Origin of the sequence: Roseobacter sp. HKCCA0882 (genome assembly GCF_037805225.1) — a bacterium.
In the GTDB taxonomy this organism is placed as follows: Bacteria; Pseudomonadota; Alphaproteobacteria; order Rhodobacterales; family Rhodobacteraceae; genus M30B80.
Genome location: NZ_JBBLYI010000001.1, coordinates 978,779 through 1,000,969, shown reverse-complemented (window position 1 = coordinate 1,000,969; position 22,191 = coordinate 978,779). Strand labels below are relative to the sequence as shown.

Below are 22,191 nucleotides of genomic sequence, written 5' to 3'. Positions count from 1 at the left end.
TTAATCCTTTCCTGCCACATAAGCGGCGGCTTCGTTGAGTGCAAAAATTTGCGCCTCTTGACGCGATGCACCACCGGTTTCGGCGGCGATATGGGCGGCCATGAACCGATCCCCTGCACCTGTCGCGCGGGTGGCGGTGACCTGTGGTGGCTTGCCCGTCACTGTTTCAGCGCCCGCTTTGGCGTCTACAGTCAGGCCCGCACCATCGGTCACGATCACGCGCGCAGCCCCCGCCGCGATCAGCGCATCTGCGGCCTCTGTGGCCGAGAGGTCAGGCGCTTGCCCTGCAATCAAACAGGCCTCACGGCGATTGACATAAAGGCTTGCCATTGGGTGATGCAAAAGCGGGCAAAGACGCGTGGCCTTGCCGGGTGATGCGGGCGCGATGCGTAAATCCGCCGCTTGAAAGGCAGGGGCATCCGCGATATGAGCCAAAAGCGCCTCGGTCAAATTGCCATCAAGCGCCACTACGCCTTGATAGGGGGCCGCGGCTTCCCCCAAGGGGCCATGCTCAAGGGGGGCTAGAATCTGCGCGCCTGCGGCCTCAAGGCCATGTGCATCGGCGATGGCAGCCATCACTTGGCCTTGCGCCTCAATCGCCATGTAGTGGTCGGTCGGCCATTCAGAGCTGCGAAAAATATGGTCGCAATTCATGCCGCGCTTTTCGCAAAAGGCCAGCAAATCCGCGCCTTCGGCATCACGCCCGATCATGGTCAGCAAAACGGGCTGTATCCCATAGGCGGCAAGCCCGATGGCAATATTCAACGCCACCCCCCCAGGGATGCGCGTAATACGCCCCGCAACATCATCGCCAAGGGCCATAGCCGTATCTGTGCGACCAATCATGTCCCACAGAACCGATCCGATGCAGATAATGCTGTTCTTTTTCATGGCTGCGTCTCTATCCCGCCTATGGGCCTACGTCTATGGCTCATCAGTGCTGTTGTAGATGGCCCTTGCGGGCAGGGGAAAAATGCCCTAAGGCGCGCTTGTCCGAAAGGGCAATTCACAGGCGAGGGCGGGTCGCATAGGGGAGACATCCCTATCGATCCACCGGTTGGGGCATGGCCCCTGATCCCTCGCTCAGGCGCAAACCGGAAAGGAAAGTATTATGGCGCTTCCTGATTTTTCTTTGCGTCAGCTTTTGGAAGCTGGCGTTCACTTTGGTCACCAGACCCATCGTTGGAACCCTCGCATGGCCCCGTATATCTACGGCGACCGCAATGGGATTCACATTCTTGACCTGACCCAGACTGTTGACCTGCTTGAGCAGGCTTTGGTTGCTGTGCGCGAAACTGTTGCCAAAGGCGGCAGCATCTTGTTCGTAGGCACCAAGCGTCAGGCACAGCGCCCCATTGCCGAAGCGGCAGAGCGTTGCGCACAGTATTACATGAACCACCGTTGGTTGGGCGGCACGCTGACCAACTGGCAGACTGTTTCCAACTCAATCAAGCGTTTGAACGAGATTGATGAAGCGATGCAAAATGGTATTGAAGGCCTGACCAAGAAAGAGCGTCTTGGCATGGAGCGCGATCAGGCGAAGCTGCAAGCCTCGCTTGGCGGTATCCGCGAAATGGGCGGCCTGCCTGATCTGATCTTTGTGATTGACGTCAACAAAGAAGACCTCGCCATTGCCGAAGCTAACAAGCTGGGCATTCCTGTTGTGGCGGTTGTTGATAGCAACTGTTCGCCCGCAGGCGTGGATTACGTCATTCCTGGAAATGATGACGCGGCGCGTGCCATCAGCCTTTACTGTGATCTGATCTCGCGCGCAGCCCTTGATGGGATGAGCGTGCAGATGGATGCAGCTGGCGTTGATCTTGGCGCAATGGAAGAGACTGTCGAAGAAACCTTGGCCGAAGCAGCGCCTGCTGAAGAAGCCGCAGAAGACGCTTCTGCCTGAGGGGTTCTAAGTTTGGCGGGAAAGCGCGCCTTTTCCGCTCGACTGACATATCTGTGACATATCGGCGGGGCATATCCCCGCCTGACTTACAAATCAGGAGATTCTCACCATGGCAATTACTGCTGCAATGGTAAAAGACCTGCGCGAAGCAACTGGCGCAGGCATGATGGACGCAAAAAAAGCGCTGACCGAAACCGATGGCGATTTTGACGCCGCGATTGACTGGTTGCGCACCAAAGGTTTGGCGAAAGCGGCCAAGAAATCTGGTCGCACCGCGGCCGAAGGTTTGGTTGCTGTTGCAGTCTCAAACGGCAGCGCGGTTGCGGTTGAAGTGAACTCGGAAACCGATTTCGTTGCGAAAAACGCTGAATTCCAATCCATGGTTGCAGGCATCGCGCAAGCGGCGCTTGACGTGGATGATGTAGACGCCTTGAAAGCGGCGGATATGGGCGGCAAGCCTGTTGAAACCGTGATCACCGATGCAATTGCGAAAATCGGTGAAAACATGGCGCTGCGCCGCATGGCAAAATTGTCGGGCCAGACGGTTGTGTCTTATGTGCACAACGCCGCGGCTGATGGCATGGGCAAGATCGGCGTTCTTGTCGCGTTCAATGGCACCGATGAAGGTTTTGCCCGTCAGGTGGCGATGCATGTTGCGGCGGTGAACCCTGCATCCTTGTCTGCGGATGATCTGGATCCTGCAATTGTGGAAAAAGAGCGTCAGGTGCAAATCGACATCGCGCGTGAATCTGGCAAGCCAGAGGCCGTCATCGAGAAGATGATCGAAGGCCGTATGCAGAAATTCCTCTCCGAGGTGACCTTGGTGAACCAAGCCTTCGTCATCAACCCAGACCTGACTGTCGCGTCTGCAGCGAAAGAAGCGGGTGTTGAGCTGACAGGGTTTGTGCGCCTTGAGGTTGGTGAAGGCATTGTGGTTGAGAAAGAAGATTTCGCCGCAGAAGTTGCTAGGGCCGTTCAAGGCTAACTCCGCACCAAATTGCGAAACAATGAAGGGCAGGGGGCAACCCCTGCCTTTTTTCTTGTAAAATGAAAACGGCGTCACTCAGGGACATGAATGACGCCGCCAACAGCCCGCTTTTTATTTGGGGACGCGGGACTGACAGGTTGCTCTAGGTACAACCTGTATGTGCCTGCGGGGGACACCGCGCGACACATAGCATTATTATATTCGATTTAAGAACATTCGACATTGAGGAATTCCTCAGGGCTGACCATGGTCACGCAACTGTGAGATAGGTTAATAATTAGTTAATAAAATTGTTCTGAGATCAATTTTAAATAAAAATTCGATTTAAAACCAGTGCCTTAGCGGCAGCCTGTGCTGTTGTGTCAGCCTGTAGCACATCTCGTGCGCTGCGTAGATGTTTCTCAACCGTTGTTACATTTATCTCCATGGCAAAGGCTATTTCGCGCATGGTGCGTCCCTTGATCACCAATTCCAATGCTTCGCGCTGCCGTTCGGTTAGGATTCGCAAATGTGGCGAGACGGGCAGTGCAGTGGCGGATAGGTGAAACAGATGACAATAGGCAAAGATAATTTCACCGTGTTCATCCCATATCTCGATAAGCGCCTTTTGGGTCATATGTTCAGCGCCGATCAATCCGAATTCCGCATTCGCCGCATGGTGGCGCCGTGGCAGCGAGACTGTATGTCCCGCTGTGATCGCGTGAGCCGTAAAAAGCTCAAATAATTCGCGCTCGGCACGAGATAACGCGGTTCCGTCAGGTGGCGCTGAAGACAGATGCGTTCAAGGTTCTGCACCAGTGTTGGACATGGCCCATTTGACGATGGGACAGACGCGGTAGAGATTTTCGCCAACATAGCCCGCAATCAACGTTTTTGGGCAGTTGTGCAGGATACGGTTGTCATGCGCGTGACCCGTTTTGCCAAATTCAGCAGCAATCGGGTTGGTGGCATATATGAAATAGCGAAAGCTGTAAGACGTCAGCATCTCTTGATGAAGCGCGACCAAGCTCTCGGCATCAGCGCAGGCTAAGTAACGCGCAGTTCGTGCATCAACCATAACAACCCCCAAGTTTAGCGAATTAAATGTATCTGCGCCGAGGGGATGGCTGTCGAGCGAATATTATTTCTTTGTTAAATTAAGTGGTTGTAATGCTTTATTGAAGTGATCCCGCGTGTTTCCGCATCACAAAAATTAACATAATCATGATTATCGGACAAATGGGTAGGCTCGAATTGTTGTGCCCCCATGATCACCCAAGCGCGTATCCAGCGCCGCGGACAGTGCGAATTGGGTCACCCTCGCCCCCGCCTCGGAGCGCCTTGCGCAGACGACCAACATGGACATCGACTGTGCGACTGTCGACATAGATATCGCGGCCCCATACGCGGTCGAGCAATTGTTCACGGCTCCAAACGCGACCAGGACGTTCCATAAACGCGGTCAGCAAACGAAACTCAGTCGGCCCAAGATTAATCTGTGTTTCACCGCGAAATGCGCGATGTGCGCTGGTGTCGAGTTTGATATCCTCATATTCCAATGTCTCCCCCACCGAAGATGGCCGTGTGCGGCGCAACTGGCTGCGGGTGCGAGCCAAAAGTTCGGCCAAGGAATAAGGTTTCGTGACATAGTCATCCGCGCCCGTCTCAAGGCCGCGAATTTTATCGACTTCTTCGGATCGCGCAGAAAGCATGATCACAGGAATCCGCGCCGTTTGCGTGCCTGACTTTAACTGACGACACACTTCGATGCCTGACACATTGGGCAGCATCCAATCCAAGATAATCAAATCGGGCGGTGTTTCGCGCGCGATAAGCAATGCCTCATCACCGCTATCAGCGGTCAGCACGTCAAACCCTTCGGCCGCGATATTATAGGCCAAAACCTCGCGCTGTGCGGGTTCGTCTTCGACAACCAAAATTACGGGGGAATGTGCCATGTCACTCTACTCTTTGGATTGGTTTACGACTTGTCTGAAGCTTCAGAGATCACATCTTGCTTGGGGCGGATATCCTCGGGCATCGAACCCGTTACGAGATAGACCACCTGCTCTGCAATCGAGGTGACATGATCCCCCATGCGTTCAATGTTTTTTGCCATAAAATGCAGATGCATACAGGCCGTAATTGATCTTGGATCTTCCATCATAAAGGTCAGATATTCGCGGAAAAGTGCAGAATAAATCTGATCAATTTCAAGATCACGCTCGCGCACATCTTCGGCCAAGCCCAGATCCCGTTGGATATAGGCATCAAGCACATCTTTAAGCATCATTTCCACCTCCCGCGCCATTCGGCGCAGTGAGGCAGTTGCGCCCTCAATCGCGGGCTGCGCCATCACCGCGTGGCTGCGCTTGGCGATGTTCTTCGAATAATCCCCAATCCGTTCCAAATTGGTCGAGACGCGGAAAACAGAAAGCACAGTGCGCAAATCGGACGCTGTAGGCGAGCGTAAGGCCAAAATGCGCGCGGCTTCTTCGTTCACTTGGGTTTCCAAGGCATCAATGGCCGCGTCCCCTGCCCGCACCAGATCGGCCAGTTCAGGGTCGCGCGTGTCCAGAGCCAAGACCGATTTATGGATCGAGTCCTCGACCAACCCGCCCATCTTCATGATCCCCGCCTGAATGCCCTCTAGGTCGCGGTCAAATGAGGAAACGATATGTTCATTCGTGTTCATGGCAGCCCTTTCAAGCCAATAATTAACCGATACGGCCCGTAATATAGCTTTCGGTGCGCGGGTCTTCGGGATTGGTAAAAATTTTCGAGGTGTCGTCAAATTCAACCAAGTTTCCTAGGTGGAAAAACGCGGTCTTTTGGCTGACCCGCGCTGCCTGCTGCATCGAGTGGGTTACAATCACCACCGAATAATTGCTGCGCAGCTCGTCAATAAGTTCTTCCACCTGCGCGGTCGCGATTGGGTCAAGCGCTGAACAAGGCTCGTCCATAAGCAAAATCTCAGGGTTGGTGGCCACAGCCCGCCCGATACAAAGGCGCTGCTGCTGCCCGCCCGATAGACCCGTTCCTGGGGCATCAAGGCGGTCTTTCACCTCATTCCAAAGGGCCGCACGGCGCAAACTTTTTTCGACAATCTCGTCTAGATCAGCCTTGCTGCGGGCCAAGCCGTGGATGCGCGGGCCATAGGCCACGTTTTCGTAAATGGATTTTGGGAATGGGTTTGGTTTTTGGAATACCATTCCCACCTTGGCGCGCAATTGCACAGGGTCAACGCGGCGGTCGTAAATATCCTCGCCATCAATGCGAATATCGCCCTCAATACGCGCAATCGAGATGGTGTCATTCATGCGGTTCAAACAACGCAGAAAGGTCGATTTCCCGCAACCTGACGGGCCAATAAAGGCGGTCACAGTTTTATCGAGAATATCGACATTCACATCCTTAATCGCATGGGTGTCGCCATAATAGACCTGCACATTCCGCGCGGCGATCTTGATGGCATCCTCGCCTGCAATACGGGTGTCGAGTTGCATATTATTCACTTTCGTCTCCATGACTTACCACCTCCGCTCGAATTTACGGCGCAGGATAATGGCGAGGAAGTTTAACAAGAACAGAAGGGCCAGCATCACGATAATCGCGGATTGTGCCAAGCCTTCGCGCACGGGCGCATCTTCGTTTTGTGCCAAAAGGTAAACAACCGTTGGCATCGATTGCGTCTGCTCCAACAGACCCCCGCTGAAGGGAGAGGATAGCAGATCCGCCCCCGTTGATACAGACAGACCAATCAACAGCAAAGGTGCAGTTTCCCCAAGGGCCTGCGCGATACCGATAATTGTGCCCGTTAGAATGCCGGGTGCTGCGAGGGGCAGAATATGGTGAAACATGGCCTGCACCTTCGAGGCCCCTACCCCAAGTGCTGCTTCGCGGATTGAAGGCGGCACCGCCTTGAGGGCTGCGCGGGTGGCGATCACAATGGTGGGCAGGGTCATCAAAGACAGAACAAAACCACCAAGCAAGGCCGTGCCGCGAATAGAGGTCGTAATGCCTAGATCCGTCAGCGCGAACAAAATCGCAGCCCCAAGGATACCGAACACGATGGACGGCACCGCCGCAAGGTTGGCAATGTTGATCTCGATGAAATCAGTGAATTTGTTTTTGGGCGCAAATTCCTCAAGATAAATCGAGGCTGCGACCCCAAAAATTAGCGAGAACACCAAGACCACCAGCATCATATAGAGCGAGCCCATCAAGGCAGGGCCAATCCCCGTGATCTCACCGCTTTGCGAATAAAGATTGGTGAAGAATTTCCAATGGAAATGGCGATTGATGATGTCGGCCTCAACCATTGCATCCGCCATAGCCAGATGACCCAATTCAAAACCAGGTGGCATATCGGCCTGACCACCGCCCTGTAATTCACCCGTCAGATAGCGGGTGAGTGAAATTGCAACAGGCACGCCAGTGAATTCAGTTTCGCCGACCAGATTAGGATTAGCCATAAGGTAATCGCGCGTATCACGGCGATTGGCGGCATAGATCATCGAGGCCAAGGCCGCGTCATCAAATTCTGCGGGTTGGCGCATCAGACCTGCGGCATCGAGTAAGGCGGATTGCAGGCCAGTTTGCGCCAATGCGGCGGCGGCAGCGGGCACGGCGTCAGCCGTGATCCCATCGGCAATGGCCTGAACCTGTGACGCGGCAGATGCAAAGCCCGCACCAGAAAGGGCCATAACGGCAGCCTCAAGCGCGGTATTTGCGGCCGCGATATCATCGCCCTCAAGGGCAGATTGTGCCCCGCGCAAGGCGCTGCCCGCTTGGCCGAAGATACGGGCGACATCGCCGCCTGCGACAGCACCATTTCGCAGATCCGACAAAGGCACGCCTGCCCCATCCATAAGCCCTGCTTGGGCAAGAATTTCCTCCGCGCGGTCAGCATAGCGCGCTGTCACAGTGGCCATCACATCAATCCCTGCGGCCTCAATTGTGGCTTTTAGGGAGTTTGCGTAAATCCCGCGCTCAAACCCCGAGCGCAGGCTGACATCAGCGATTTCCTCTGGCATAACTTCGCCCCCGTTTTCATTCAGGATTGCAGGGTCGTAATAGAGTTCTATTTCGGCTTGATATTGCCAGAGCGCAGGGGTGCCGCGCGAGACGATTGACCACAGAAGCACACACAGAAAAAACAAAACCACTGTGATGGCCGAGATGCCAAGAATGCGCAGCGCAAGACCCTTTTGGTGACGCTTTTGCACCTGTTTTGAGCGCGCATATAGCGATTGTATCTTGTGCTTTGGCAGATCAGAGGGGTTGGACAGATCAGTCATCAGTCATACTGCTCCCGATATTTGGCAACAATCCGCTGTGCGAGCAGGTTCAACCCCAGCGTGACGAAGAAGAGCGTGAAGGCCAGCGCGAAAACCGCCAGAACATCAATCGAGTCAAACCCTGACCCCTCGCCCGTGAGGACGGCCACGATGCGGGTTGTCACAGTCACAACCGCCCCGAAGGGGTTTGGCTCCAACCCTGTGACCGAGGACAATGCACCTGCGGCCAGAACCACAATCATGGTTTCCCCTATCGCGCGGGATGCGGCCAAAACGATGGCGCCCACAATACCCGGCAGGGCGGCAGGCAAGATCACCTTGGTCACTGTTTCCGCAGGTGTTGCCCCCAGACCAAGCGAGCCATCGCGCATCGCCTGTGGCACGGCGTTGATCACGTCATCGGACAAAGACGAGACGAACGGCACCAACATCATCCCCATCACCACGCCTGCGGTAAGAACCGAGACCGTGTTGGGCATAATTGTTGATCCCACGACCGCCTGCAAAAAGGGGCCGACTGTCACAAGGGCGAAGATACCATAGACGATTGTCGGGATACCTGCGAGGATCTCTAGCGCGGGTTTGATCGTGGCGCGCAACGCGCTTGGGGCGAATTCCGACAGGTAGATTGCCGCAGACAGGCCTAAGGGAACCGCGACCAAAAGTGCCACAAGCGCGATGTAAAGCGTGCCCCAGATCAAGGGCAAAAACCCAAGCGCCGAGACATAACTGCCATCTGGATCCTCAGGCGCGCCCGCAACATCGCCTGCAGGGGCCCACTCCATCCCAAAGAGGAAATTGAAAATCCCATATTCCTTGAAAAAGGCCAAGGTGGGCAATGTGATGGCCGATAGAATGCCAACAGTCGTCAAAATGGCGATGGTGGAGGCAAAGATCAAAAAGGCAAGGATCCAACGCTCGACCGAGGTGCGCGCGCGGAAATCGCGGTTGATCAATTTTAGACCATAGAGAAACCCGCCGATGGCCAAAAATATTGCGCCGAGCCGCCCTGTCAGTTCGACCGTGGCGTTAAAGCTGCGCAGGCGCAAAGCTGTCTCAAACATTTTTTGCGAGATATTCGCGCCAATGATTTGCCCGTTATCACGCAAACGCTGCGCCAACGGGGTGAAATCTACACGCCAGCCCTCAATATCGGCTTCGGTTGTGTTGCCATTGGCAATATCGCCATCAATCGCAACTGCCAACCCTTTGACATTCGCCACGAAGAGATCGCGCTGCGCGGCAAGGCGGACATCTATCTCGTCCTGCGGCAAGCCATCGGTGACGTCAGCGGATAACTGCAATTCAGGTGCATTGGGATCAATGATCGAGGCGGTATAGCTGTTCGAAGCAATCCCTGATCCAATCGACCAGAGGATAATGAAAATCAGTGCTGGCACAGAGGCTGCAAGGGCCACATGCATGCCATGTTGTTTCGGAAGCGAATGCAGGCTCGACTCAACCCCGTTTGCGACAGAAATCGCGCGGGCGCGCCCGATAAAAAAGCCCACAATCGCAAGTACTGCGATTAGGGCCAAAACAAGCGAAATGCTGATGGTCAGGGGCATTTGGTCGTCCGCTCTGCTCTTGTAAGTTTTGCCCTTTGGGCGGGGTGGATCTGGGCGGTGGAACCGCCCAGATCCAATTTCGAAAACTGTCAGATCTTAGAGGCCTGCAACCATTGCTTGGGTCGCTGCCAATTCTGGATCAGGAACAAGGCCGTATTCAGACAATGGGCCACCAGGGCCTGCGATTTCGTCAGAGATGAAGAACTCAACATATTCCTTCAAACCTGGGATCACGCCGATATGCTCTTGCTTGACGTAGAACTGCAGAGGGCGCGATACGGGGTATTCGCCAGATGCGATTGCATCAACGGTTGGGGTCACGCCAGACATAGTCGCAACCTGAAGACGGTCGGTGTTGTTTTCATAGAAAGACAGACCGAATACGCCAAGACCTGTTGGGGTGCTGTCGAGATTTGCAAGCGTCTGTGTGTAGTCGCCTTCGATATCTACAGAACGGCCATCGGTGCGCAGGGTCATGCAGGCCTCTTCAACCGCATCTTCGTCCATGCCCATAGCAGCCATTGCTTCTGCAGCGCCAGTTTCCTCACAGCCTGCGAGGATCACTTTTTCTTCGAAAACTTCGCGTGTGCCGTGGTTCGTGCCAGGAACGAACATGTTGATTTCCTGAGAAGGAAGATCGCCATTTACGTCAGCCCAGTTGGTGTTTGGGTTGGCAACCATTGCGCCATCAACAGGCAACTCAGCGGCAAGCGCCAAGTAGATATCTGCAGGTGTGAAAGCGAAAGAAGGGCCATTGATGTCAGACGCGAATACGATGCCGTCATAGCCAATGCGAACTTCGATTGGGGTTACGCCGTTGCCTGCGCATGTTTCGCGCTCGGAATCTTTCATCAAGCTAGAGGAGTTCGCGATATCGATTGTGCCTTCGCCAACGCCTTCGCACAGCATACGGCGACCAGTGGACGAACCGCCACCCTCAACAACGGGGGTTGCGAAATCGGTTTCAGCGCCAAACGCTTCGGCAACGATATTTGCATAAGGCAGAACCGTGGATGAGCCCGCGATGCTCACATAGTCACGGCTTTGTGCGGCTGCGCCCGTTGCGGAGAATGCCGCCAAGGCAAGGGCGGAAACGGTCAATTTTGTGAAAGACATTCTTCTGTCACTCCAAGTGGTTTTCGGGTTGGCAGAACGGGCACCAGTGCCGCGCTCTTGTGAGCCTGCCTATGCGTCGTTCGCCAAGCTTTTGTGACAGAAACGTAACATTTATATGACAATGCCCTCGGATTGCCAGAATTTTGTGAAAATTCTGCGAAATTCCGAAATTTTGAGCATTACTTTAGGAAAACGGCGAATTCCGATGGTTATTCGCTAGGAAGAATCACGGAAAAGCAGCTGCCTTTCCCCTGTTCCGAAGTGATTTTCAAACGCCCGCGATGGCGCTGGACGATGTGTTTCACAATCGCAAGGCCCAAACCCGTTCCCCCCATGGCGCGACTTCGGTGATTGTCCACGCGATAGAATCGCTCTGTCAGGCGCGGGATGTGCAAAGGATCAATTCCTTCCCCCTGATCGATGACATCGACACATAAAAGCCTGCCCTTCAGGCTGCCCTGCCCTGTCTCGTGGCGCATCTTGATTGTTACGGTCTTGTTCTGTCCGCCATATTTCAGGGCGTTTTCAATAAGGTTGCGGAAAACCTGTGTCAGTTGATCGCTGTCGCCGCGCAATTCGGTGCTGACATCATCGGGGCGCTGTATCATCACCTGACAGCCGCTTTCTTCGACCAAGGGGCGCAAGGCTGCCTGCACGCGCGAGACTACATGCATTACGTCTATCACTTGATCAGGGCGTTGACGCTGTTGCGATTCAACCCGTGAAAGCGACAAAAGATCCCCGATCAGGCGGTTCATCCGCTGTGCTTCATCTTGCATGATCTGCAAGAAACGCGATTGTGCTGCGGGGTCTTTGGCGGCAGGCCCGCGCAGCGTTTCGATAAACCCAAGAATTGCCGTAAGCGGGCTGCGCAATTCATGGCTGACATTGGCCACAAAATCGCGGCGCATTTCTTCGACCTCGGTCAGATGGGTGACATCTTCGAAATGCAAGACAATGCCAAGCTTTGCCTCGGGCAAGGCCGTGATGCGTACGATAAACCGCTCGGCGCCTGCGGTGCTGGTTTGGATAAATTCCGCCTCGGATGAGATCCCAGATTGCAAAACCTGTTCAATGGCCTGTGCCAAAGTGGGCTGGCGAAACAGTGTCACATAAGAGCGGCCTTGCGCCCATGTTCCAAACATGGCCTCGGCTTCTTCGTTTTGTTCGAGCAAAATACCATTCGGCCCCAAGCGCACCATTGGATCAGGCACGCAATCGAACATGGCTGTCACAATTGCCTCAAAGGAATGGGTGTTGCTCATTTTCTAGGCCTTTTCAGGGGGTAAAGGGTCGAATCAATACGCCGCTTAGCTTCGCCAAGTTTCGGAAAATGTCGACCGCCCCTTTTTTTTTGTGCTTTTTCATTCTAATTAGTTGCATCTGTAACGATTTTGCGGCGGATAATGGATTGGGCGTTAGGGTTTAGATGTCCGAATTGAGAGTGCGGCACGATGTCAACGGCTTCGAATAACGACACCGCGTTGCGTCAGATGCGCAACTTGGTTTTGGTGGATGTCCCCCCAAATCTCGCCTCTCGTTTGCCGCGCATGGTGGTTGATGCCGCGGAAATGGTTATGGCGGCGAATATTGATAAAATGCCCGAAATTTTGGCCACTGAGCGCCCTGATATGGTGATCTCACCCTTGATTGGCCCGAAATTTGACGCGATTGAACTGGCGGCTCAATTGCGCAATGCCGCATTTCGGGGGCGGTTGGTGGTCATTTGCGATAAGCTGCCTGACCCCTCTTTGATCCGACAAGAACTGGAAAATCAGGCCTTGGGGTTCACGGTTAGCCTGTTGGTTTTGGGCGATAAGGACAGGTACATCAGGGTTTAGACCGCCGCCAATGCCGCTGTGAAATCGGATTTCAGTTGCGTTACATCTTCGATCCCGACTGACAGGCGGAAAAAGCCTTCGCTGATGCCAAGGGCCGCGCGCCCCTCAGGGGTCAAGGCGCGGTGACTGCTCGAGGCGGGATGGCTGAGGGAGCAGGCCACATCCCCCAATGTGGGCGCAAAGGCGATATTGGGGGCCGCTTGCACAAAGCGATTTGCCGCCTCGCGACCGCCCTCAATCTCAAAGGACAGCATATTGCCCCCCTGCCCCTCAAATAGCGCCATGGCGCGGTTGTGATCAGGGTGGTCGGGACGCGTTGGATATAGCACGCGCTTTACCTTTGGATGATGGGCCAAAAATTCGGCCAAGGCGGCTGCATTTTCCTGTGCCCGCGCATAGCGCAGATCAAAGGTGAACAAACCCCGTTCGGCCAGCCAACATTCATAGGGTGCAGGCGTCATGCCCGTTGTGACCGCAAAATCATAGATCGCTTTGCGATGGTCTGGGTTTTTCGCGGCAACATATCCCAAGGTCACATCGGCATGGCCCGCCAAAAGCTTGGTCACGGAATGGATGATGATATCTGCCCCAACCTCATAGCTGCGCATCATTGCCGGCGTGGTGAAGGTGTTATCCAATACCATGACCAAACCATGTTGGGCGCAAATCTCGGCAATGCCTGCCATATCGGCCACACGCAAGGTGGGATTTGAGAGGGCCTCGACCAAAACCAACTTCGTATTGGGGCGAAGGGCGCGTTTAAGGCTTGGCGCATCGGTCGGATCAAACTGACCGGTGTCGATTCCAAAACGCGGCAGGTCTTGCGACATCAACCGCAAGGAGCGGCCATATAGCTGGTCAGCGCCGATCATGTGATCGCCCGCCTTCAAAAGCCCAAGAAGTGCGGCGGTGATTGCGGCCATGCCAGACCCCGTGATCAGGCCGCCTTCTGCGCCTTCTAGCGTATCAATACGCGTGGCCAATGCGGCTGCGTTAGGATGACCTTCGCGCGCATAGGTATAGCCCGCCAATTGCCCGCTATATTGCGCGTCCAGTTGGTCAGGGCTGCCTGCGGCATAGACCACGGATTGGTGCAAAGGTGTGGCCACTGGCCGTGCCGCGCCAATATCCATGGCTTGACGGCGGATGATCTGACTGGTGGTTTTGGGATCTTTACTCATGCGCGGGTCGTCCCATTTCCTTTGACGATATATTTGAATGAGGTCAGCTGCTCTGCGCCTACGGGCCCGCGGGCGTGCATTTTGCCTGTGGCGATACCGATTTCAGCACCCATTCCAAATTCCCCACCATCGGCGAATTGGGTTGAGGCGTTGACCATCACAATCGCGCTGTCGACATTCGCGGCAAAAATCTGTGCGGCCTCAGGGTTTTCCGTCAGGATCGCATCCGTATGGCTCGAGCCAAACTGGGCAATATGATCCATCGCAGCAGATAGGTTTTCCACGGGCTTGGCCGCAATGATCATTTCCAAGAATTCCTTGCCAAAATCGTCTGGTGCGGCGCGCTTTGTGCCTGCGATATCGGCCAAGGCCCCATCGGCGCGCACCTCAACCCCTGCAGCAACGAGTGCGGCAATAATGGGTTCCGCATGGCTATTGATCGCGTCTTGATGGATCAGCAAACATTCAGCCGCGCCACAAATACCTGTGCGGCGGGTTTTTGCATTTAACACCACGCGCAGCGCCTTATCCAAATCGGCATCCTTGTCGATATAGATGTGGCAGATGCCCTCAAGATGGGCAAAGACAGGCACGCGGGCCTCAGCCTGCACCAAACCGACCAAGGCCTTGCCACCGCGCGGCACGATGACATCAATCTGTCCTTGTGCATTCAACATGGCACTGACGGCCGCGCGATCCCGTGTTGGCACGATTTGCACGGCCTCTGCGGGCAGGTTAGCCTCAGTGACGCCACGCACAATTGCGGCATGGATGGCGCGCGAAGAATGAAAGCTTTCCGATCCCCCCCGCAAGATCACGGCATTGCCAGATTTCAGGCATAGCGCCGCTGCATCCGCAGTCACATTGGGGCGGCTTTCATAGATGACGCCAATCACGCCAAGCGGGGTGCGCACGCGGGCGATATGCAACCCTGTGGGCCTGTCCCATTCTGCAATCGTGGCGCCAATCGGATCGGGCTGTTCTGCAATCGCCCGCAGGCCACCCACGATATCGCGCAGTCGATCCTCGGTCAGGGTGAGGCGATCCATCATCGCCGCTGTCAGCCCTTTTCCACGTCCGTAATCCAGATCTTGCGCATTCGCGGCCAGAATATCCGCGCGGAATTTCCACACATAGTCTGCCGCGCCAATCAGGGCTGCATGTTTGCGTTCAGCCGATGCTATGGCCAAGGCGCGCGCCGCAGTTTTCGCGCTCGAGCATAGGCCGTTCATCAATCCTGTGATATCCTCTGTCACTGGCGAAGCCCTCCCTTATAAGGCCATGTCATCGCGATGCACCAAGGCCGCGCGCCCTGGATAGCCAAGTAATTCTTCAATCTGATCAGAATGATGGCCTGCAATAATCTTGGTTTCATCGGCACTATAGCGCGACAAGCCAATTCCGATATGCGCGCCGTCTTGGCCAAGCAGTTCTACAGGATCGCCGCGCAAGAAACTGCCTGAAACCTTATGCACCCCAGCAGGCAGCAGAGACTTCCCCAGATTGAGCGCGCGCAACGCACCAGCGTCCAAGGTCAGGCTGCCTTTGGGCTTCATTCCCAAAATCCAACGCTTGCGCGCATCTTGGGGGTCGAGTGTTGGAATAAACCATGTCACCCGCGCGCCGCCCTCAATCGCCGAAAGGGGCGCACTCACCGCCCCTTGGGCAATCGCCATGGCGCATCCTGCACTCATGGCATTGCGTGCGGCCATCAGTTTGGTTTTCATTCCACCCTTTGACAGACCCGTTCCCGCATCGCCTGCCATCGCCTCGATCTCAGGGGTGATGTCATGGATCACGGGGAAATGTATGGCGCTTGGGTCTTGTGAAGGGTTGGCGGAATAAAGCCCATCCACATCTGACAACAAAATACATTGATCCGCGCCCGCCATGGCGGCCACATTCGCCGCCAGACGATCATTGTCGCCATAGCGGATTTCATCAGTGGCAATAGTGTCATTTTCGTTGACGATGGGAACAGCACCCTGTGCGAGAAGCGTTGCAAAAGTCGCGCGCGTGTTCAAATAGCGCCGCCGATCCTCGCTATCATCCAAGGTCAGCAGGATTTGTGCGGCCGTGATCCCATGCGGGGCGAGATATTCTTCATAGGCGCGGGCCAAACGGATTTGCCCTACGGCGGCGGCGGCCTGCGCCTCGTCAAGGGAGAGCGCCTTGGCCCCAAATCCAAGCACGCCGCGACCAAGCGCGATTGAACCAGACGACACCACGATCACATCCGTACCGCGATTGCGCAGCCGCGCGATATCCGCGGTCAAATCTTGCAACCATGCCTCGCGCAATTGGCCCGATACACCATCGACCAAAAGGGCCGAGCCGATTTTAACCACCAATCGCCGCGCCTGTGCCAGTTGCGGCACCGCCTGCTGGGGCTGTGTTATGGCCGCCACGCTTCGTCTTCCTTTGCGTCCAATTTCTTTTGGCGCAGATTGCTGTCATCAATCCCCGCGCGCAAGACCCGTAACACCTCGGTCACGCCTGTTTTTGCGACCCCTGACATCAACATGACTTTACCGCCAATCGCCTTTTGCAAGGCCTCGCGCTTTTCGGTGATTTCTTCATCGCTGAGCGCGTCAATTTTATTGAGAACTGTGACACGGGGCTTGTCATACAGTGCGTCTGAATAGGCCTCTAGCTCGGTCAGAATGGTTTCACAATCACCCACGACATCCTCGGATGTGCCATCAATGAGATGCAACAAGATCGCGCAGCGTTCGATATGACCCAAAAAGAGATCGCCAAGCCCCCTGCCCTCAGATGCGCCTTCGATCAAACCAGGGATGTCAGCAACCACAAATTCGACCCCATCGACCCCAACAACCCCCAAATTCGGGTGCAGGGTGGTAAAGGGATAATCCGCGATTTTCGGGCGGGCATTGGACGTTGCTGCGAGAAATGTCGATTTCCCCGCATTTGGCAAACCCAAAAGCCCCGCATCCGCAATCAGTTTAAGGCGCAGCCAAATGGTGCGCTCGACCGCCTCTTGGCCAGGATTTGCACGGCGGGGGGCCTGATTGGTGGCAGATTTGAAATGTAAGTTCCCAAAGCCACCATTTCCTCCCTTGGCCAACAGCACGCGCTGGCCAACCTCGGTCAGATCGGCGATGATGGTTTCCATATCCTCATCTAGGATTTCTGTGCCCGCAGGCACGCGCAAAATGATCTCGTCACCATCTTTGCCCGTGCGCTGCCGCCCCATGCCAGGCTGCCCGTTTTTGGCAAAGAAATGCTGCTGATAGCGAAAATCAATAAGGGTGTTTAGCCCATCAACCGCAACCGCCCAGACATCACCGCCGCGCCCGCCATCGCCACCATCAGGGCCGCCATATTCAATGAATTTTTCGCGGCGAAAGCTGACGCAGCCAGAACCGCCCGCGCCCGAGCGGATATAAACTTTGGCAAGATCAAGGAATTTCATAAGTTCACCTTTCGCGGGCAGCTTATGGCGCTCCCTTGCCGAATTAGGAATGTCTGACCTGCCTTAGCGCCTTAGATCAGTTTTTTCAAATATGTCCATGTGGGCAATGCCGCGCTGCGCGCGACTGAATAGCTTTCTGCATCGCCCAGATATTCAAAGCCTGCATTCACCAAAACCCGCGCCGAGCTTGGGTTGTCTTGAAAGACGCTTGCGAAAATTGTGTCATTGGCTAGCGGATTGGCAGCAATGAGGGCGCGCACCACTTCAGAGGCGATACCCGTATTCCACATTGTGGGGGCCACCCAATAGCGGATTTCCGACTGCCCGCGATCCATTTGGTGCAATTCGATCACGCCAACCAATTCCGCCCCACCTGAAGGGCTGGCATCAATGGCCCAAATCACATCTTGGGATTGATCCGCCAAGGCGCGCTCAATCATGGCTTCAACTGCCCCTGGTGGCAGCGGATGCGGGATATTGGGTGTCATCTCGGCCACGCGTTTGTCGGATGCGTAAAGCGACATCAACCCTGTATCCGCGATGCTTAAGGGGCGCAGCTGCAAGCGACCTGTCGTGATGACAGATTGCGCGGTGATTTTGTCTTGCTTCATGATCGCACCTATTGCCCCATTTTAGGGCTTAACCAACGAAAAAAAGGGCCGGCTGAAACGCCGGCCCCTTTTCGAAATCATCGCGAAAAGCGTGGCGTTACTCAGCAGCTTCTGCTGTCGGCAACACGGATATAAATGTGCGGCCCTTAAAGCCCTTGCGGAAGCTGACATTGCCCTCGGCGGTTGCGAAGATCGTGTGATCTTTGCCAATGCCAACACCTTCACCCGGCCACCATTTTGTGCCGCGTTGACGGCAGATGATGTTGCCTGGAATTACGGCTTCGCCACCGAATTTCTTAATGCCAAGGCGGCGACCAGCACTGTCGCGGCCGTTGCGGGACGAGCCACCTGCTTTTTTATGTGCCATGTGTCTCTCTCCTTATGCCTTGTCCGCTTTCGCGGCTTTTGGTTTCGCAGCTGCCTTTTTAGGTGCTGCGGCTTTCTTCTCGGCGGCGTCCTTCTTGGGGGCTGCTTTCTTGGCAGGGGCCTTTTTAGGGGCGTCTGCCTTTGCATCCTCCGCCTTTGCGGCCGCAGGCTTTTTCGCGGCTGCCTTTGCAGGCTTCTCTGCCGCGTCTGCCGCCTTCGGTGCCGCTGCCTTCTTGGCAGGGGCTTTTGCAGGGGTTGCTGCAACCAAGGCCGCCATTTCAGCCGCAGAAACAGAACCCGCGCCAACAGCCGCCTTAACGCCAGATTTGTCCGCGCCCGAGGCAAGGATCTCTGTCACGCGCAACAGGGTCAGTTGCTGACGATGGCCCTTCGTGCGCTTAGAGCTGTGCTTACGGCGGCGCTTAACGAAGTGGATCAGCTTTTCGCCTTTGATCTGGTCGATCACAGTGGCCTGAACAGCAGCACCAGACACAAGCGGCGCACCAAGCATTGGCTTGTCGCCACCGACCATCAGAATTTCGTTGAATTGAACGGTTTCACCCGCTGCAGCCGCCAGTTTTTCAACGCGCAGAACGTCACCCGCCTGCACCTTATACTGTTTGCCGCCTGTCTTAAGGACCGCGAACATGGGTCTTCCCTTTCCAGTTCCGCGCCGTGCGGCCCCCGCCTTGGGGTGTTGATGCAAGGGTTTGACCCACTTGCGCCTCTGGCTGCGCACCCTGATTTCAGGGCGTTCATCACAAAAAATCAGAAACCGCCCGAGTCACCTCGCGCGGCCTGTGCGCTGCGTATGCCCCAAGGGCGTTTGACTGTCAAGGTAAAGTCAGAGGCAAATCATGGCAAATAGGGCTATGCATTCAAGGCCGCAAAAAATCTTGCAAGCAGCTGCCCACACCCCCTTGCGCGCCCTGCCGCCTGCCGCTATTCCCCCACCACCCTGACCCAAAGCGCGGAGAGGTGCCGGAGTGGTCGAACGGGGCGGTCTCGAAAACCGTTGTGGGGGTGACTCCACCCAGGGTTCGAATCCCTGTCTCTCCGCCACATCCCTGAACACCCAATCCCTGCCCCGCGCATTTGCGTCTGGCTTTTGTCGGGCTTTGCCGTTATGGGCCTGCGAAACTCTCCCCCTTTGCGGATAAGGAATTCCGATGGAACTGCGTAATATCGCGATTATCGCCCATGTCGACCATGGCAAAACAACCCTTGTTGATGAGCTGCTCAAGCAATCGGGCGCCTTCCGCGAGAACCAAGCCGTGGCTGAGCGCGCGATGGACAGCAATGACCTAGAGCGCGAGCGCGGGATCACTATTCTGGCGAAAGCCACCAGCGTGGAATGGAATGGCGCGCGCATTAACATTGTGGACACTCCAGGCCATGCCGATTTCGGCGGCGAGGTGGAGCGCATTTTGAGCATGGTGGATGGCGTGGTGTTGTTGGTGGATGCCGCCGAAGGGCCCATGCCGCAGACGAAATTCGTAACGTCCAAGGCACTGGCGCTAGGCCTGCGCCCTATTGTTGTGCTGAACAAGGTGGATAAACCAGATGCCGAGCCTGATCGCGCCTTGAACGAATGTTTTGATCTTTTTGCTTCGCTTGGGGCAAGTGATGAGCAGCTTGATTTCCCGCATCTCTATGCATCGGGGCGCTCTGGTTGGGCGGATACATCGCTGGAAGGGCCGCGCAAGGATTTGACGGCGCTGTTTGAACTGGTGATGCGCCATGTCCCTGCCCCGCGTCAGATTGCAGAACGCAGCGCGCCGTTTCGGATGCTGGCCACAACGCTTGGTTCTGACCCGTTTATTGGGCGCATCCTGACAGGGCGCGTTGAAAGCGGCACGCTAAAGCCAAATGAAACCGTTAAGGCGCTGTCGCGTGATGGCACCCAGATCGAAAGCTTTCGGGTAAGCAAAATCTTGGCCTTCCGCGGCTTAGGCCAGCAACCTATCGATGCAGCTGAAGCGGGGGATATTGTGACCCTTGCGGGTATGACCAAGGCCACTGTGGCAGATACAATCTGCGCGCCTCAAGTCACAGAGGCGATCCCTGCGCAACCGATTGATCCGCCTACGATTACCGTGACCTTCGGCATCAATGACAGCCCTCTAGCAGGCCGCGATGGCAAAAAGGTGCAAAGCCGTGTGATCCGTGAGCGTCTGATGAAAGAGGCAGAATCGAATGTGGCCATTAAGGTCACTGATACACCTGGCGGCGAGGCGTTTGAGGTCGCAGGGCGCGGCGAATTGCAGATGGGTGTCTTGATCGAGAACATGCGCCGCGAGGGGTTTGAACTGTCGATTTCTCGCCCGCAAGTGTTGTTCCGTGAGGAAGGCGGTCAACGCCTAGAACCAATCGAAGAAGTGACTGTCGATGTGGATGATGAATATGCAGGGGCGGTGATTGAGAAAATCACAGGCCCGCGCAAGGGCGATCTGGTCGAGATGAAGCAAAATGGCGGCAAGACCCGTATCGTGGCACATGTGCCATCGCGTGGTTTGATCGGCTATCACGGGGAATTCTTGACCGATACGCGCGGCACGGGCGTGCTGAACCGCGTCTTTCACGAATGGGCACCCCATAAAGGGCCAATTCCCGGTCGGCGCGCAGGCGTTTTGATCTCGATGGAAGATGGCGAGGCCGTGGCCTATGCCCTGTGGAACCTTGAAGAGCGTGGCCGCATGTTCATTGGCCCGCAGGAAAAGGTCTATCAAGGCATGATCATTGGCGAACATAGCCGCGACAATGATCTAGAAGTGAACCCGCTTAAGGGCAAAAAATTGACAAATGTGCGCGCCTCTGGCTCTGATGAGGCGGTGCGCCTGACCCCGCATGTTCAATTCAGCCTCGAAGAGGCCATCGCCTATGTTGATGATGATGAACTGGTTGAAGTGACGCCAAATTCGATCCGTTTGCGCAAGCGCTTCCTTGATCCGCACGAGCGTAAACGCCAATCGCGCGCGGCAAGCTGATAAAGAAAAAAGCCCGTCATTTTGGCGGGCTTTTCCTTATTCGTTTTTGCCAGTCGGTAAAAGTTGATCCATGCTGATAGAGGGCTGTGCGCACCCTGCCTCACCCACAACCTTTGCAGGCACCCCCGCAACTGTGGTGCAATCAGGCACCTCGTGCAGGACAACAGAACCAGCAGCAATGCGCGAGCAATGACCAACACGGATATTGCCCAAAACTTTAGCGCCTGCGCCGATCAACACGCCATCCCCAATTTTGGGATGCCGATCTTCTTCCTCTTTGCCTGTACCGCCTAAGGTCACCGAATGCAGCATCGACACATTGTCGCCGACCACGGCCGTTTCACCGATCACGATAGAATGCGCGTGGTCGATCATGATCCCCTGCCCGATCCGCGCATTGGGGTGGATATCCACGCCGAATAGCTCAGAGGTTCGCATTTGGATGAAATATGCAAAATCGCGCCGTCCCTGCTGCCACAGCCAATGACCCAAACGATAGGCCTGCACCGCTTGAAACCCTTTGAAATAGAGAAGCGGTTGGATGAAACGATGGCAGGCAGGGTCGCGATCAGTCACGGCAACAATATCCGCACGGGCCGCTGCCCCAAGAGATGGGTCGCTGCGATAGGCCTCGTCTGCAATCTCACGCAGGATTTGTTCGCTCATCTCACTTGAGGCCAGCTTCTGCGACATCCGATAGGCCAATGCCGCCTCTAGCGATTTATGATGCAGCACGCAGCCATGGATCACACCACCTAGCAGAGGCTCGGCCACAATAGCCTCCTCCGCCTCGCGCAAGATGCGATCCCATACGGGATCAAGCTTCGATGGTTTTAAATGTGTTTGGGCCATATTCTGCCTCCATCACGTCAATTCAGGCAAACGATATAGCAGGTATAGCATATTTGAAAACCC

23 protein-coding genes and 1 tRNA gene are annotated in these 22,191 nt (G+C 55.4%); 6 read left to right on the top strand and 18 right to left on the bottom strand.

Annotated features, from left to right (window positions below; all coding sequences use genetic code 11):
- Positions 1-891 carry a PfkB family carbohydrate kinase gene (locus AAC622_RS05200; RefSeq protein WP_340260679.1) on the bottom strand — a complete coding sequence of 297 codons (891 nt, stop codon included), beginning with the start codon at positions 889-891 and terminating at the stop codon, positions 1-3.
- A gap of 220 nt (positions 892-1,111) precedes the next feature.
- Here AAC622_RS05200 and rpsB point away from each other — a divergent pair, with 220 nt between their 5' ends.
- Both rpsB and tsf read left to right on the top strand, forming a co-directional pair.
- Complete coding sequence (gene rpsB / locus AAC622_RS05195) at positions 1,112-1,903, top strand: 30S ribosomal protein S2 (protein ID WP_340242730.1); 792 nt, start codon at positions 1,112-1,114, stop codon at positions 1,901-1,903.
- 109 nt (positions 1,904-2,012) lie between these two features.
- Positions 2,013-2,888 (top strand): translation elongation factor Ts, encoded by an 876-nt coding sequence (gene tsf / locus AAC622_RS05190; RefSeq protein ID WP_340260678.1) that lies wholly within the window; start codon positions 2,013-2,015, stop codon positions 2,886-2,888.
- 310 nt (positions 2,889-3,198) lie between these two features.
- Here the strand turns inward: tsf and AAC622_RS05185 are convergent, their stop codons facing one another.
- Positions 3,199-3,507 (bottom strand): sigma factor-like helix-turn-helix DNA-binding protein, encoded by a 309-nt coding sequence (locus AAC622_RS05185; RefSeq protein ID WP_340260677.1) that lies wholly within the window; start codon positions 3,505-3,507, stop codon positions 3,199-3,201.
- Here AAC622_RS05185 and AAC622_RS05180 point away from each other — a divergent pair.
- A complete protein-coding gene (locus tag AAC622_RS05180) occupies positions 3,442-3,615 on the top strand; it encodes a hypothetical protein (RefSeq protein WP_340261519.1) in 174 nt (57 codons plus the stop codon). The two genes, AAC622_RS05185 and AAC622_RS05180, sit on opposite strands and share 66 nt — an antisense overlap.
- 57 nt (positions 3,616-3,672) lie before the next feature.
- Here AAC622_RS05180 and AAC622_RS05175 read toward each other — a convergent pair whose 3' ends face one another.
- From AAC622_RS05175 to AAC622_RS05140, 8 genes are all read right to left on the bottom strand, one after another.
- Complete coding sequence (locus tag AAC622_RS05175) at positions 3,673-3,948, bottom strand: autoinducer binding domain-containing protein (protein WP_340260675.1); 276 nt, start codon at positions 3,946-3,948, stop codon at positions 3,673-3,675.
- A gap of 193 nt (positions 3,949-4,141) precedes the next feature.
- Positions 4,142-4,828, bottom strand: coding sequence for a phosphate regulon transcriptional regulator PhoB (gene phoB / locus AAC622_RS05170; RefSeq protein WP_340260674.1), 687 nt, complete (start codon positions 4,826-4,828; stop codon positions 4,142-4,144).
- A 23-nt stretch (positions 4,829-4,851) separates the two neighbouring features.
- The gene (gene phoU / locus AAC622_RS05165; protein ID WP_340260672.1) at positions 4,852-5,565 is read right to left on the bottom strand and encodes a phosphate signaling complex protein PhoU; all 714 of its coding nucleotides are present in this window, start codon (positions 5,563-5,565) and stop codon (positions 4,852-4,854) included.
- 22 nt (positions 5,566-5,587) lie between these two features.
- The gene (gene pstB / locus AAC622_RS05160) at positions 5,588-6,397 is read right to left on the bottom strand and encodes a phosphate ABC transporter ATP-binding protein PstB (protein ID WP_445322599.1); all 810 of its coding nucleotides are present in this window, start codon (positions 6,395-6,397) and stop codon (positions 5,588-5,590) included.
- Between the two features lie 3 nt (positions 6,398-6,400).
- Complete coding sequence (pstA, locus tag AAC622_RS05155) at positions 6,401-8,170, bottom strand: phosphate ABC transporter permease PstA (protein WP_340260670.1); 1,770 nt, start codon at positions 8,168-8,170, stop codon at positions 6,401-6,403.
- Complete coding sequence (pstC, locus tag AAC622_RS05150) at positions 8,170-9,738, bottom strand: phosphate ABC transporter permease subunit PstC (protein ID WP_340260669.1); 1,569 nt, start codon at positions 9,736-9,738, stop codon at positions 8,170-8,172. Before pstC ends, pstA begins: the two co-directional genes overlap by 1 nt.
- Before the next feature lie 96 nt (positions 9,739-9,834).
- On the bottom strand, positions 9,835-10,854 hold the full coding sequence (locus AAC622_RS05145) for a PstS family phosphate ABC transporter substrate-binding protein (protein ID WP_340260668.1): 1,020 nt from the start codon (positions 10,852-10,854) through the stop codon (positions 9,835-9,837).
- A gap of 209 nt (positions 10,855-11,063) precedes the next feature.
- Positions 11,064-12,119 carry an ATP-binding protein gene (locus AAC622_RS05140; protein WP_340260667.1) on the bottom strand — a complete coding sequence of 352 codons (1,056 nt, stop codon included), beginning with the start codon at positions 12,117-12,119 and terminating at the stop codon, positions 11,064-11,066.
- 189 nt (positions 12,120-12,308) lie between these two features.
- Between AAC622_RS05140 and AAC622_RS05135 the strand changes: the two genes are divergently transcribed.
- Positions 12,309-12,695, top strand: coding sequence for a hypothetical protein (locus AAC622_RS05135; RefSeq protein ID WP_340260665.1), 387 nt, complete (start codon positions 12,309-12,311; stop codon positions 12,693-12,695).
- Here the strand turns inward: AAC622_RS05135 and AAC622_RS05130 are convergent.
- The 7 genes from AAC622_RS05130 to rplU all read right to left on the bottom strand — a co-directional run bounded on the left by AAC622_RS05130 (position 12,692) and on the right by rplU (position 18,938).
- Positions 12,692-13,876 carry a trans-sulfuration enzyme family protein gene (locus tag AAC622_RS05130; RefSeq protein WP_445322598.1) on the bottom strand — a complete coding sequence of 395 codons (1,185 nt, stop codon included), beginning with the start codon at positions 13,874-13,876 and terminating at the stop codon, positions 12,692-12,694. The two genes, AAC622_RS05135 and AAC622_RS05130, sit on opposite strands and share 4 nt — an antisense overlap.
- Positions 13,873-15,108 carry a glutamate-5-semialdehyde dehydrogenase gene (locus tag AAC622_RS05125; RefSeq protein WP_340261442.1) on the bottom strand — a complete coding sequence of 412 codons (1,236 nt, stop codon included), beginning with the start codon at positions 15,106-15,108 and terminating at the stop codon, positions 13,873-13,875. Before AAC622_RS05125 ends, AAC622_RS05130 begins: the two co-directional genes overlap by 4 nt.
- A 39-nt stretch (positions 15,109-15,147) precedes the next feature.
- Positions 15,148-16,254 carry a glutamate 5-kinase gene (proB, locus tag AAC622_RS05120; RefSeq protein ID WP_340261440.1) on the bottom strand — a complete coding sequence of 369 codons (1,107 nt, stop codon included), beginning with the start codon at positions 16,252-16,254 and terminating at the stop codon, positions 15,148-15,150.
- A 17-nt stretch (positions 16,255-16,271) separates the two neighbouring features.
- Positions 16,272-17,312, bottom strand: coding sequence for a GTPase ObgE (gene obgE / locus AAC622_RS05115; protein WP_340260663.1), 1,041 nt, complete (start codon positions 17,310-17,312; stop codon positions 16,272-16,274).
- 71 nt (positions 17,313-17,383) lie between these two features.
- A complete protein-coding gene (locus tag AAC622_RS05110) occupies positions 17,384-17,923 on the bottom strand; it encodes a GNAT family N-acetyltransferase (RefSeq protein ID WP_340260662.1) in 540 nt (179 codons plus the stop codon).
- Between the two features lie 97 nt (positions 17,924-18,020).
- Positions 18,021-18,290 (bottom strand): 50S ribosomal protein L27, encoded by a 270-nt coding sequence (gene rpmA, locus AAC622_RS05105; protein ID WP_317654644.1) that lies wholly within the window; start codon positions 18,288-18,290, stop codon positions 18,021-18,023.
- Between the two features lie 12 nt (positions 18,291-18,302).
- Positions 18,303-18,938 (bottom strand): 50S ribosomal protein L21, encoded by a 636-nt coding sequence (gene rplU, locus AAC622_RS05100; RefSeq protein ID WP_340260661.1) that lies wholly within the window; start codon positions 18,936-18,938, stop codon positions 18,303-18,305.
- A 323-nt stretch (positions 18,939-19,261) separates the two neighbouring features.
- Between rplU and AAC622_RS05095 the strand changes: the two genes are divergently transcribed.
- Together AAC622_RS05095 and typA are read left to right on the top strand one after the other, a co-directional pair.
- Positions 19,262-19,351 (top strand) — tRNA-Ser (locus AAC622_RS05095).
- A gap of 107 nt (positions 19,352-19,458) precedes the next feature.
- Positions 19,459-21,276 carry a translational GTPase TypA gene (gene typA / locus AAC622_RS05090; protein WP_340260660.1) on the top strand — a complete coding sequence of 606 codons (1,818 nt, stop codon included), beginning with the start codon at positions 19,459-19,461 and terminating at the stop codon, positions 21,274-21,276.
- Between the two features lie 36 nt (positions 21,277-21,312).
- On the opposite strand, the gene cysE is transcribed toward typA, so the two are convergent.
- A complete protein-coding gene (cysE, locus tag AAC622_RS05085; protein WP_340260659.1) occupies positions 21,313-22,128 on the bottom strand; it encodes a serine O-acetyltransferase in 816 nt (271 codons plus the stop codon).
- Between the last annotated feature and the right edge of the window lie 63 nt (positions 22,129-22,191).